The organism is Candidatus Methylomirabilota bacterium (assembly GCA_036005065.1).
Classification (GTDB): Bacteria; Methylomirabilota; Methylomirabilia; order Rokubacteriales; family DASRDR01; genus DASYQW01.
On sequence record DASYQW010000415.1, the window covers coordinates 1 to 12236 of the forward strand.

Genomic DNA, 12236 nt, shown 5'->3' on the forward strand with positions numbered 1-12236 from the left:
GGGGGGCATCGGGGGGTCTTCCGAGACCCCCCGAAATGACCTAGAGGCGGGACTTGAGCTTGGCGGGCGCCCCGCTCCAGACGGCCGGCACCACCGGCTGGTAGATCGAGAGGACCTTCCGCACGTACTCCCGCGTCTCCCGGTAGGGGGGGACCCCGCCGTGCGCGCGCACCGCGTCCTCCCCGGCGTTGTAGGCCGCCAGGACGAGCCTCAGGTTGCCGTCGTAGCGCGCGAGCAGATTCCGGAGGTGACGGACCCCGCCGTCGAGGTTCGCCGCCGGATCGAACACGTCGGCGATGCCCAGGGTGGCGGCCCGCCCCGGCATGAGCTGCATGAGCCCGCCAGCGCCCTTCGGCGACACCGCCCGGTGGTTGCCGGCCGACTCGACCTGGACGACGGCCTCGACGAGCCGCCGATCGACGCCGTAGCGCGTCGCCGCGCTCTCGATCTCGCGGGCGAAGCCCGGCGCCGGCGGCGGCGCTGTTGGCGCGACGACCGGAGGCGAGCAGGCGCCGGGGGCCAGGCGCAGATAGCGGGGATCGCAGGGGCTGTTGGTGAAGTGGACCACGCCGGCCTCGTCCTCGACGCGCAAGACTTGCGCGCCGGCGGGCGCGATCAGCACGAAGACGGTCAGCGTAACGACTGCGGCAATCAGGGGTTGGCGCGCACGCGTCGTCACAATCCTGTATCCTACAGCAAACCCGGTGCCCGGCCCGAAGAATCGAGTCGGTCGATGCGGGGCAGGATCTCCGTCTCCGCGGCCTGGAGGTCCTGGGGAAAGTCGATCTCGATCCACGGAAGTCCGGCGGTGGAACAGGCGACGAAGCGGTGGCGGGGCAGGAGGGCATCCAGGGCGGCTTCGTAGTCGCCCTCGATCCGGTCCTCGCGGACGAAGCGCTCGAGCGTTGCCGCCAGCTCCCGCCCGGCCGCGCGCCCGATCTTCACGAAGCCCACCCACTCCGCGCGCGCGTCGAAGAGCGCCTCCGGCGGCCCCATGACGCCGCGCCGGAGCGCCACCACCTGTCCGGCCCGGGAGTAGACGACGATCTCCTCACCGGTGTCGGGAAACTCGGGCTCGGCCAGGAAGGCGTTCGCCTCGGGCGCGCCGATCACGCGCGCGAGCAGCGGCGGCGCGAAGAGGACGTCGCCGTCGGCGAGCAGCACGTCGTCGCGCTCGAACTCGGCGCGCCCCGTCCAGAGCGACAGGATCGGGCCCTTGGTGTAGGCGGGGTTCTCGAGGTACCGGACGGGCATGCCGCGATGGGAGGCGCCGAGCTGCGCTCGGATCGCCTCCTGGCGGTAGCCGACGACCAGGGTGGCCTGGCGCACCCCGAGGGCCGCGAACCCGTCCAGGAGCCGCGCCAGGAGACTGCGTCCCCCCAGCTCGATGAGCCCCTTGGGACGCTCGTCGGTCAGAGGAGCGAGACGCTTGCCGACGCCGGCGGCCAGGACGAGCCCGGTCACGGGGTCTTTTTCTTCCCCTGCTCGGACTCCTCGAAGACGAGCTCGTCCTGCTTGGTCTTGAGCTTCTTCATCAGCTCCTCGAAGTTCGAGTGCTGGATGATCCGGTTGAACTGGGTGCGGTAGTTGCCGACGAGACTCACGCCCTCGATCGTCACGTCGTACACGCGCCAGCGGTCGCCTTGCTTGTGCATCCGATAGTCGATCGGGATCTCGGTGTTGGACTTGGTGACCAGCTTGGTCCGGACCGTCGCCTGGTCCCCGTCCACCGAATCGCCGACGTACAGGATCTTCTCGCCGCTGTAGAGGTCGATCTTGCCGACGTAGGAGCGCTCGATGAGATCGGCGAAGAGGTGGGAGAACTCGTCACGCTGCTGCGGCGTGCGGCCCTGCCAGTGGCGGGCCAGGGCCCGCCGGCCTGTCTCCTGCCAGTCGAACACCTCGTTGGCGATGGCCCGGACCTGCTTGCGGCGCTCCTCGACCTTGCCGGGCTTCTTGAGCTCGGGATCCTGCAACACCTTGAGCACGCGGTCCGTCGCGCCCTTGAGCTCGTCCGTCGGCGCCGCCGCTTCGGCGCGGGCCGTGAACATCGCCAGGGCCAGCATGGCTGCGATCATCACTCCCTGTCTCATCCCTTCCCTCCCGCGGACTTTCCGACCCCCGGTCGCGTTTCGGGGGGCACCAACCGGCGGATCTCCTCGACGTCCATGCCGGCGGCGTGAGCGAGCTGCTCGAGTCCGTAGACGTGGGCGAAGAGCGCTTGCAGATACTCTCCCCGAGTCTTGGCGTAGGCGAGGAAGGCGTCGGAGAGGTCCCGCGGTTCCCCGACGCCCAGGTCGAAGTTCGAGGACGCCGCCACCAGCCACTGCCGGCCGTTCCGGTGGGCCTGGTCGAGCGCCTTGACGTTCCGCTGGGCTTCGACCACGGCATCGTAGGCTTCCCTGACCTGCAGCGGGATGCCGTCCTCCGCGAAGTCCTGGAGCGCCTCGAGCTTGTGGACCTCGGCCTCCGCCTCTTTGATCTTCCCAGCCTGGATGCCGAAGTCGAGGTTGAAGCGGAAGCCCACCACGGGGCCCACCGCCACGTGGTTGAGCGGGTCGACCACGAAGGGGTTCTCGAGGCGGTCACGGTTCGTCGCGTAGGCGGCCGACCCCAGGATGCCCACGAAGAAGAGCGGGTAGCGCTTCTTGCGCTCCACCTCCACGAGATTCCGGCGGGCGTTGATGCCCTCCCGGAGCTGGGTGAACTCGGGCCGCTTGGCCCGGGCGTCTTCGATGAAGAGCTCGAGGGCGCGGAGGTCACGCAGCTCGGTGGGAAGGGCCTTGTCGGCCGGCTCGACGACGGTGCCTCGCGGCTGGCCGGTCCAGGTGGCCAGCGCCGAGCGGGCCAGATCGATGGTCCTGTCGACGAGGTTGAGGTTCTTGTCGATCTCCCCCTTGCTCGTGCGAAGGCGGTAGACGTCCACCTCGGAGGTGAAGCCGCCCTCGATGAGCCGCTCGGTGCGTCCGACGGTGTCGTCGACCTGATCCCGGATCTCCAGGAGGAACTGCCTGATCATGGTGGCCGTGACCAGCCCCCAGTACGCCTGCTTGACCTTGAGGGCCACCTCGGTGCCCTTCAGGTCGACACCGGCCTGAGTGGCCCGGACCCCGTGCTCGGCGGCCTGCCGGGCGTTCTGGATGAGCCCCCAGGTGAACACCGGCTGGATGATCTCGATCCCGGCCCGGACGAAGACGCCCGTGATCCTCGGAGAGTACTGGTCGTCGGGCGACGAGACCTGATCGCCACGGGCCCGGGGCGACGGACCGAGGATCGTCGTCAGTTCCATCTGCGGGAAGCCGGCCCCCCGGGCCTGAAGCTGCTTGCCGCGGATGCCCTCGACCTCGGCCTCCGCCTGCCGGACCTCGGGAGCGCGGGTCAGAGCGGCCCGCACACTCTCCTCGAGCGTGAGGGTCACCCGGCGCTCACCGCCCGCCCCGGCGGCCGGTGTCTGGGCGGGGGCGGGCCGGACGACCAGCAGCGCGACGGTCAGGACCAGGAGGGGGAGGGTCCCAAGGGTACGCATGGCTCTAAATCTTGCCGAAGACGTACTTCGAGATCAACTCCTCGATGTCCACCGGGGCCTCCACCTCGCTCAGACGGCCCCCGGGCTGGATGGTCTTCTCCGAGCCGCCGGGATTGATCTGGACGAACTTCTCGCCGATGAGGCCCTTGGTCTTGATCGAGACGATGGCGTCGGCCTGGAGCTGGACGCTCTGGTCGATGTGCATGGCGACCCGCGCCTGATAGTCCTTGAGCCGGATGGACTCGACCCGGCCCACCGGAACGCCGGCGATCTCGACCGAGGCGCCCGACTTCAGCCCCCCCACGGTCGGAAAGTCGGCATAGACGACGTACCCGCGGGCGCCGAAGATGTCGACCTGGCCGAGGCGCACCGACAGGTAGGCCAGCGCCAGGACGCCGACGAGCATGAAGAGGCCCACTCCGATCTCGACCTGGCGGCGCATCCCTCTCTCCTCCCCGCGACCGGGCGCTAGGTCATTTCGGGGGGGTCTCGGAAGACCCCCCCGATGCCCCCCGCCGTGGCGGCGGCGAAGCCGCCGCTCGGAGCACTCCTCGATACACCACGCGCTCGATGGTCGGCGCCGGGCTATTCCGACACACGTCTAGGTGACCTGGGTCTCGATCTCGCCGTGGATGAACTGGCGAACCGCCGGATCCTCGGATCCCTCGATCTCGGCCGGAGGCCCCACCTGGCGGATCCGTCCCTCGTGGAGGACGGCCACGCGGTTGGCGATGCGAAAGATCTCCGGGATCTCGTGGCTGACCATGACCGCCGTGAAGTTGAACTTGCGATGGAGCTCGACGATGAGATGGTGGATCGAGTTCACCAGGACGGGGTCGAGTCCGGTCGTCGGCTCGTCGAGGAAGACCACCCGGGGCTCGGTGACGAGCGCCCGGGCGATGGCGACCCGTTTCCGCATGCCGCCCGAGATCTCGGCGGGGAACTTGTGTCCCATGTCGGCGAGCCCGACCTGGGCCAGCGCCTCCTTGGCGCGCGGCACGATCGCGTCTTTCGGCAGCCGGGTCTTCTCCTTGATCGGGAAGAGCACGTTCTGGAAGACGGTCAGCGAGTCGAAGAGGGCACCTCCCTGGAAGACGACGCCGAATCCTTCCCGCACGCGGTCGAGCGCGCGGCCCCGGAGGGCCGTGACGTCTTCCCCCGCGATCACGATCCGCCCGGCATCCGGCCGCACCAGTCCGAGCAGGTGGCGCAGCAGCACGGACTTTCCGCCACCCGAGCGGCCGATGATGACCATCAGCTCGCCGGGGCCGATCTCGAGGTTCACGCCGCGGAGCACCGGCTGGGCGCCGAAGCGCTTTTCGAGGCCTTCGATCAGGATGGCCGGCGCTCCGCCGGTCCCCGGCGCTCCGCGGTCTTGGGTTACAGGTTCAACGCTTGCCATCATTCCTCAGGGCCCGTTGGCGGGCCACCGGCCCTCGCATTTGACCATTCCGTTCCGCTCCGAGCGGCGGCTTTGCCGCGTGTTCCGCTCCGAGCGCGGGCTTCGCCCGCGCAATCCCACCTGGGGGAGGTTCCGGAGGGGGCCGTCGAGGCCCCCTCCGGTTGACTTCAGGGCAGCACCGAGCCCATGAAATAGTCCAGCACGAAGATCAAGACCGAGGCCAGGACCACCGACTCCGTGGTCGCCCGCCCGACGCCCTCGGCCCCGTGGCCGACGTGGAAGCCTTTGTAGCACGCCACCCAGGTCACGATCACCCCGAAGGCGAGCGACTTCCAGAACCCGACCCAGATATCCGTCGTCGACAGGAAGGACTGGATCTGACCGAAATAGGTCCCCCCGGAGAGGCCGAAGATCTGGACCACGACGAGGTAGCCGCCGAAGATGCCGATGACGTCGAAGAGCCAGACGAGGATGGGCATGGCGACGACCCCGGCGACGAGCGTGGGGACGACGAGGTACCGAAACGGGTTCAGCGCCATCACGGTGAGCGCGTCGATCTGCTCGGTGATGCGCATGACCCCGAGCTCCGCCGCCAGCGCCGAGCCGGCCCGCCCCGTCACCATGAGGGCCGAGAGGACGGGCCCGAGTTCCCGCACCAGGGAGACCGCGACGGCCGCGCCGACGAAGGCCTCGGAGCCGACGCGCCGGAGCATGAGCACTCCCTGCAGGCCGAGCACCATGCCGGTGAACCCGCCCGTCAGGAGGATGATCGACATCGAGCGGACGCCGATGAACGAGATCCGGTGAAGGAACTGCTGGAACTTGAACGGTGGAATCATCAGCCAGAAGAGGGCTTGCCCCAGGAAGACACCGAACCGGCCGAGCGCGCCGAGCGCGTCGATGGTCAGCCGGCCGAGCTCGCGGACGGGTTCGAGGAGTAGAGACCCGGTCACTCCGGGACCTCCGACGAGGGTCGTTCAGACCCCGCGGGCTTGCCCGCTCCGCTGGCGCCAGACCCCGAGCGCCCAGAGCGGGAAGTAGTCGGCATAGAGGTGGTACTTCAGGTAGAAGACCCGCGGGAAGCCCGTCCCGTTCCAGAAGGGATCCTCCCAGCCGCCGTCCGCCTCCTGCGCCTGGAGGAGATAGGCGATCCCGCGCTCCACCGCCGCTCCCTCGGTGCGTCCGCCGGCGAAGAGGCCGAGGAGCGCCCAGGCCGTCTGGCTGGGCGTCGAGGGGCCGAACCCGGCCAGCCGCGGGTCGGCATACGAATCACAGGTCTCTCCCCAGCCGCCGTCGGCGTTCTGGCGGCCCTCGAGCCACGCCACCGCGCGCCGCACCATCGCCTGCTCGGGTCCGAGGCCGACGGCCTCGAGGCCGCGGAGGACCGACCAGGTTCCGTAGATGTAGTTGACGCCCCAGCGGCCGTACCAGGCGCCGTCCGGCGTCTGGGTCCGCGCCAGGTAGCGAAGGCCGGCCCGGATCGCCGGGTGATCCTGGTCGTACCCGAAGCGCCCGAAGCACTCCAGGCAGCGGGCCGTGAGGTCCTCGGTCGGGGGGTCGAGGAGGGCGCCGTGGTCGGCGAACGGGATGTTGTTGAGCCGGAGCCGGGTCTGGTCGGCGTCGAAGGAGCCCCACCCGCCGTTCCGGCTCTGCATGCCGCGGAGCCACCGGAGTCCCCGCTCGATGGCGCGCCGGAGCCGCGGCTGGTCGGGATGGTCGACCTGGGCGAGTCCCATCAACACCATCGCCGTGTCGTCCAGATCGGGGTAGAACTCGTTGGCGAACTGGAACGGCCATCCCCCGGGCTCGACCTGGGGGCGCTTCACCTTCCAGTCGCCCGGCTCGAGGATCTGCCGATCGAGCACCCAGTCCGTCGCCCGGACCAGCGCCGGATGCCCGGCGGAAAGGCCCGATGCCCGGAGGGCGTTCAGGGCCAGCACCGTGTCCCAGACCGGCGAGACGCAGGGCTGGAGGTGGAAGCGGTCCTGCTCCTCGAGGCCGAGCGCCTCGAGCTCCTTCAGCTGGCCGACCACGAGGGGATGATCGTCGCTGTAGCCGAGGACCCGCAGGGCGAGCACCGCATTCGCCATGGCGGGATAGATCCCCCCGAGACCGCCGGGGACCGACAGCCGCGGGATCAGCCAGTCGTGCGCGGTGCGAATGGCCCGGCTCCGCCAGGGCCGCGGACCGTATCCCTCCCACGCCTTGACGAAGCCGTCCACGCCCACGAAGAAGTTCTTCCAGGAGAACCACCCGCGCCGGGCGTAGGCCGGATCCTCGAGGTGAAGGTGGTGGGCCCAGAGCTCCTCGAGGCTCAGCTCGTAGGGCAGCGGGTGTACCGGGCGCCGATCCATGATGATGAGCAGCGGCATCAAGACCGTGCGAGACCAGTAGGAGATGGCGTGGTGGTTGAAATAGGACCAGCCGGGCAGCAGCACGATCTCGACGGGCATCGCCGGGACCCCGCCCCAGGGGTACTGGCCGAACAGGGCGAGGGTGATCTTGGTGAAGACGTTGGCCTGGACGGGACCCCCGTGGGCCAGGATCCACTCGCGCGCCCGCGCCAGCGCGGGGTCGCCGGGCGATACCCCGCCGAGCTTCATCGCGAAGTAGGCTTTGATGCTGGCCGACAGGTCCCCCGCGCCCGCCTCGTAGAGGTTCCAGGAGCCGTCGGCGCTCTGCCGCGCCCGGAGATAGCGCACGGTCTTGGCTTCCAGCGCGGCGTCGGCGGTCCCCAGCAGGCGCCGGAGGAGCAGGTATTCGGAGGTGATGGTGGTGTCGGCTTCGAGCTCACCCAACCAGAACCCGGCCGGGTCCTGGAGGTTGAGGAGATGGTCCTGCGATCGGCGAATCGCGGCGTCGACCGTCGTTTCGAGCATTCGTGTGTGGGTGAGACGGCCGTAGTGTAACACGGCGGCGAGGCGGGAGAAAGGTGGAATGCCCACGACACGGGACCTCGGCCCGACGCGGCCCCATCGGGCGGCCGCCCGGCGGGCGTTTCGGTTGTCAGCGCGACCCGGCCAGCGTATTCTCTCTGCCTGTGACGATGCTCGAGCTCGCCAGTCTCCTCCTGGGAAGCCTCCTTCTCCGGCCCTACGTCTTCGGCTTCCTGGCGGTGTACCTCCTGATCGCGATGGGAGACTGGGGCTGGCGCCGGGCCCTCCTCTTCACGGGACTCGCCGGCGGGCTCGCCTTCGCGGCGGAGTTCAGCTCGACCCGGGTCGGCGTGCCGTTCGGGCTCTACCATTACACGGGGATGACGCGCGGGCGAGAGCTCTATCTCGCCAACGTGCCGTTCTTCGATCCCCTCTCCTTCACCTTCCTCGCCTACGCGAGCCTCGGCCTCGCGCGCCTTCTCCTCGGCGACCGCGGCGGGCTCGGCGAGCGGCGGCTCCCGCTGGCGGTCGTGGCCGGGCTCCTCATGATGTGGCTCGATGTCGTCATTGACCCGCTGGCCGTGCGGGGGGATCGCTGGTTCCTGGGGCGAATCTTCTACTATCCGGAGCCCGGCCGCTACTTCGGGGTGCCCCTGGCGAATTTCGCGGGCTGGGCGCTGCTGGGGACCCTCATCGTGGGGATCTGGCTCACCCTCGAGCATCGGGTCGGCGGGGCCCCGGCCCGCGGGAGCGGTCGCCTGGCCGGGCGATGGTACCCATGGTACCTGGGGGCCGCCCTCTACTATCTCGTCCTCGCCTTCAACCTGGCGGTCACGGCGGCGGTCGCCGAGCCCGCGCTCTTCTGGGCGGGGCTGGGGGCCCATCTCCCGCTGGCGGCGCTCGTGGTATCCTCTCTAGCGTCCTCGTCTTCATCGTCTACGCGTCCCCTGCACGCCGGGGAGCCGGCCTGACGGGTCGGGAGGGCCATGGATAGGGTAGGGCAGTGAGCGTCCCGGTCTCTCAGATGTGGGCGGTGGCGTCGTATGTCGTCAAGCAGCGCCTGGGCGGGCGCCGCCGCTACCCGCTGGTCCTGATGCTCGAGCCGCTCTTCCGCTGCAACCTGGCCTGCGCCGGTTGCGGCAAGATCCAGTATCCGGCCCAGATCCTCCGGAAGCATCTGACGGTCGAGGCCTGCCTGCGGGCGGTCGAGGAGTGCGGCGCGCCCATCGTGTCGATCCCGGGCGGCGAGCCGCTCATGTATCCCGACATCGGCCGGCTCGTCGAGGAGCTCACCGCGCGCAAGAAGTACGTCTACCTCTGCACGAACGCCATCCTCCTCAGGGAGAAGCTCGAGGCCGGCGTCTTCAAGCCGTCGAAGTACCTGACCTTCAGCGTCCACATGGACGGGCTCCGGGAGGAGCACGACGAGTCCGTTTGCCGCGAGGGCGTGTACGACGAGGCGGCGGAGGGGATCCAGGAGGCGCTCCGCCGCGGCTTCCGGGTCACCACCAATACCACGCTGTTCGAGGGCGCCTCGCCACTCCGGATGCGCGAGTTCTTCGACGCGATGATGGACCTGGGTGTGGAAGGGATGACGCTCTCGCCGGGCTACAGCTACTCCAAGGCGCCCGACCAGGATCATTTCCTCCCGACCCGCAAGACCCAGGAGCTCTTCTCCCGGATGCTCGCGAACCCGAAGAGGCGGTGGAAGTTCAACCAGTCGCCCCTGTTCCTGCAGTTCCTGATGGGTAAGCGGGATTACGAGTGCACCCCCTGGGGCAACCCCACGTTCAACATGTTCGGCTGGCAGCGTCCGTGCTATCTCCTGCAGGAGGGCTACGCCGAGAGCTTCCAGGACCTCATCGAGAACACGCGCTGGGAGCGCTACGGCAAGAAGAGCGGCAACCCGAAGTGTCGCGACTGCATGGTCCACTGCGGCTTCGAGGCGACGGCGGTTCACGAGACCTTCACCTCCTGGAAGGGGTTCAGGGATACGGTGGTCGCCACCGTCACCGGCAAACCGTGATGGCCGGGGCGATCCCCCTCGCGTCTCCGCCTCGTCGTCATCCGCTCGAGTCTCGGCCCGGCCCGTCGTGATCGAGGGGTCCGAGAAGTCCCTGCAAGGCTGGGAGCCGGAGGTCGGGTCGGACCTGTCCCTCGAACAGGTGATCGATCTGGCCTTCGACTATCGGGGCAACACCACCGTGGTGAAGACGGACGGCACCGAGCTCTCCGGATACCTCTTCAACCGGAACCCCGACGTGCCGCAGCCGTTCATCCAGATCTTCGACGCCAGCGGGGCGGGGCCGTTCACGATCCCGTATTCGGAGATCCGGACCATCAAGTTCACCGGGCGGGACACGGCAGCGGGCAACTCGTACGCGGCCTGGCGCAAGCGCAGGGAGGAGGAAAAGACCGGGGGAGCCACACCCTCGGGGGAGCTCCCTGCGTGACGGCGCGAGTCGAAGGTGTCCGGCTCCGACTCTGACCCGACCGTCGCGGCGGTAGACCGAGCCTCCCGCGTCGATCCGCTCCTCGTCCTCGTCGCCGTCAGCGTCGAGGCCCGGCGCCTGGCGCGCGCTCTCGGCCTGTCGGCCGACCGGGCCGAGGAAGCCCGGCGCGGGGTGATCCTCCGCGCGGTGGGCCTCGGGTCCGCCCGACTCCCCGCGCTCTCGGCCGCGCTCCTGGCGTTCCGTCCGCAGGCCGTCCTGGCGGCCGGACTGTGCGGCGGGTGCGCGCCCGAGATGGCGCCGGGCGACCTCGTCATCGGCAGCCCGGTCACGCTGCGGGATACCGGGTCTGCCGGGCCCGGGCTCCGGCCGCCGGCCGAGCTCGTCGGCCGGGCGCGCCGCGCCCTCGAGGCCGCCGGGCTGCCCTATCGGATCGGTCCGCTGGTGACCGTCAACGAGGTCGCCGCGACCCCGGCGGCCAAGGCGGCCTGCTGGCGGCGTCACGGCGCCCTGGCGGTCGACATGGAGAGCGCCCACATCCTGGACTGGGCGCGGCGCGCCGGCGTGCCCGCTCTGGCGGTGCGGGCGGTGGCCGACGGGCCCGCCGAGACCCTGCCGGCGGCGCTGGCGCGCGCCGTGGCGGGGGACGGGCGGCTGCGCCTCCCGGCGGCCCTCGTCGCGGTCACGCGCCCTGGGGCCGCCTGGCGGCTCTGGCGTCGCTCGCGTGTCGCCCTCGACCGGCTGGCGGCGTTCCTCGCCGCCTTCACCGCATCCCGGCCCTGAGGCGCCCGGCCTGCCTCCTGCTCGGTCTCCTGCTGGGGCTGCCGGCGGCGGTCACGGCCGAGGTCTCCTTCATCCCCCTGCCGGCCTTCGATACCGACCCCAACGCGGGGGAGACCTACGGCGTCCTGCCGGTCCTCCTCTTCCGGGACGCGGCCGACGAGGTCCGGACCATCCTCGCCCCGTCGGTCACCTACAACGCCATCCGCGGCTTCACGGGAACCTTCCGGTACTTTTCGTATCCGAGCACCCTCGAGCGCATCGACGTGGTCGCGGGGTATTCGCAGACCATCGAGCGGAAGCTCGACCTCCACTACCGGAACCTCGGGCTCTTCGCCAACCGGTTCCACGCCGACGTCCAGTTCCTGCACGACCGCGACGCCGCGATCCGCTTCTTCGGACTGGGCCCCGAGTCGAAGAAAGAGAACGAGACGAACATGACGCTGGAGGTCACCGGCTTCTACGCGATCCTGGGCGTCAACATCAGCCCCACCGCCCGCCTGTCGTTCGGCGAGACCATCCAGCGGTTCGAGGTGCGCCGGGGCGGGGTGCCGAACCTCCCGTTCACCGGCGATCGGTTCCCGGACCTGGCCGGAGTCGAGGGCGCGACGGTTCACGCCCAGCGAGCCGCCTTGACCTACGACGATCGCGATTCTCTCACCACTCCGACCCGCGGCCTGGCCGTCAGCCTGTTCACCGAGGCCTCCTCGGAGCTCCTGGGCAGTGGCAGCGATTACATCAAGTCCGGCGTGGACGCCGTGTATCTGCGCCCGGTGTGGAGCGATCGGACGGTCTTCGTCATCCACGGGCTCATGGAGGCGCTGGCCGGTGACTCCAGCACGCCCTTCCAGGTGCGGCCCTCGCTGGGCGGGGCCACGACGCTGCGGGGCTACTCGCCAAACCGGTTCTTCGGGGACGCGCGGGTCCTCCTGAACGTCGAGACCCGGGTCCGGGTCTTCCGGCTGCGACTCTTCGGCGTGACGACGGAGTTCCAGGTGGCGCCCTTCGTGGACGTCGGGAAAGTCTTCAACTCGGCCACGCAGTTCGTCGAGCAGGGCTTCCTCGTGACCCCCGGCATCGCGTTCCGGGGGCTCACGCCCCCCAGCGTCGTCGGCCGCGTCGAGATCGGCGTGAGCCGCGAGGGGCCGGCCATCTTTGTCGGCCTCGATTACCCGTTCTAGCGCCGTGCCGATACCCGTCGC

At 69.8% G+C, this 12236-nt stretch carries 13 protein-coding genes; 5 read left to right on the plus strand and 8 right to left on the minus strand.

Annotated features, from left to right (window positions below; genetic code table 11):
• Positions 1-40: 40 nt before the first annotated feature.
• The 8 genes from VGW35_27145 to shc all read right to left on the minus strand — a co-directional run bounded on the left by VGW35_27145 (position 41) and on the right by shc (position 7873).
• Positions 41-679 carry a transglycosylase SLT domain-containing protein gene (locus VGW35_27145; protein HEV8311352.1) on the minus strand — a complete coding sequence of 213 codons (639 nt, stop codon included), beginning with the start codon at positions 677-679 and terminating at the stop codon, positions 41-43.
• 11 nt (positions 680-690) lie between these two features.
• Positions 691-1464, minus strand: coding sequence for a phosphocholine cytidylyltransferase family protein (locus VGW35_27150; GenBank protein ID HEV8311353.1), 774 nt, complete (start codon positions 1462-1464; stop codon positions 691-693).
• The gene (locus VGW35_27155) at positions 1461-2093 is read right to left on the minus strand and encodes an ABC transporter substrate-binding protein (protein ID HEV8311354.1); all 633 of its coding nucleotides are present in this window, start codon (positions 2091-2093) and stop codon (positions 1461-1463) included. Before VGW35_27155 ends, VGW35_27150 begins: the two co-directional genes overlap by 4 nt.
• Entirely contained in the window at positions 2090-3526 is a 1437-nt protein-coding gene (locus tag VGW35_27160; GenBank protein HEV8311355.1) for a TolC family protein, read from the minus strand. The genes VGW35_27155 and VGW35_27160 overlap by 4 nt, the downstream gene beginning before the upstream one ends.
• Positions 3527-3530: 4 nt before the next feature.
• Entirely contained in the window at positions 3531-3968 is a 438-nt protein-coding gene (gene mlaD / locus VGW35_27165; GenBank protein ID HEV8311356.1) for an outer membrane lipid asymmetry maintenance protein MlaD, read from the minus strand.
• Positions 3969-4127: 159 nt separating this feature from the next.
• The gene (locus VGW35_27170; GenBank protein ID HEV8311357.1) at positions 4128-4931 is read right to left on the minus strand and encodes an ATP-binding cassette domain-containing protein; all 804 of its coding nucleotides are present in this window, start codon (positions 4929-4931) and stop codon (positions 4128-4130) included.
• 164 nt (positions 4932-5095) lie between these two features.
• A complete protein-coding gene (locus tag VGW35_27175) occupies positions 5096-5881 on the minus strand; it encodes an ABC transporter permease (protein HEV8311358.1) in 786 nt (261 codons plus the stop codon).
• Positions 5882-5905: 24 nt separating this feature from the next.
• Positions 5906-7873 (minus strand): squalene--hopene cyclase, encoded by a 1968-nt coding sequence (gene shc, locus VGW35_27180; GenBank protein HEV8311359.1) that lies wholly within the window; start codon positions 7871-7873, stop codon positions 5906-5908.
• Between the two features lie 101 nt (positions 7874-7974).
• Here shc and VGW35_27185 point away from each other — a divergent pair, with 101 nt between their 5' ends.
• The 5 genes from VGW35_27185 to VGW35_27205 all read left to right on the plus strand — a co-directional run bounded on the left by VGW35_27185 (position 7975) and on the right by VGW35_27205 (position 12215).
• Positions 7975-8775, plus strand: a complete 801-nt coding sequence (locus VGW35_27185; GenBank protein ID HEV8311360.1) for a carotenoid biosynthesis protein — start codon at positions 7975-7977, stop codon at positions 8773-8775.
• 32 nt (positions 8776-8807) lie between these two features.
• A complete protein-coding gene (gene hpnH, locus VGW35_27190) occupies positions 8808-9830 on the plus strand; it encodes an adenosyl-hopene transferase HpnH (protein ID HEV8311361.1) in 1023 nt (340 codons plus the stop codon).
• Between the two features lie 67 nt (positions 9831-9897).
• Positions 9898-10257: a hypothetical protein gene (locus tag VGW35_27195; GenBank protein ID HEV8311362.1), complete on the plus strand. Its 360-nt coding sequence runs from the start codon at positions 9898-9900 to the stop codon at positions 10255-10257.
• Positions 10258-10272: 15 nt separating this feature from the next.
• Positions 10273-11037, plus strand: a complete 765-nt coding sequence (locus VGW35_27200; GenBank protein ID HEV8311363.1) for a hypothetical protein — start codon at positions 10273-10275, stop codon at positions 11035-11037.
• Positions 11038-11300: 263 nt separating this feature from the next.
• The gene (locus VGW35_27205; protein ID HEV8311364.1) at positions 11301-12215 is read left to right on the plus strand and encodes a BamA/TamA family outer membrane protein; all 915 of its coding nucleotides are present in this window, start codon (positions 11301-11303) and stop codon (positions 12213-12215) included.
• The last annotated feature ends 21 nt before the right edge of the window (positions 12216-12236 follow it).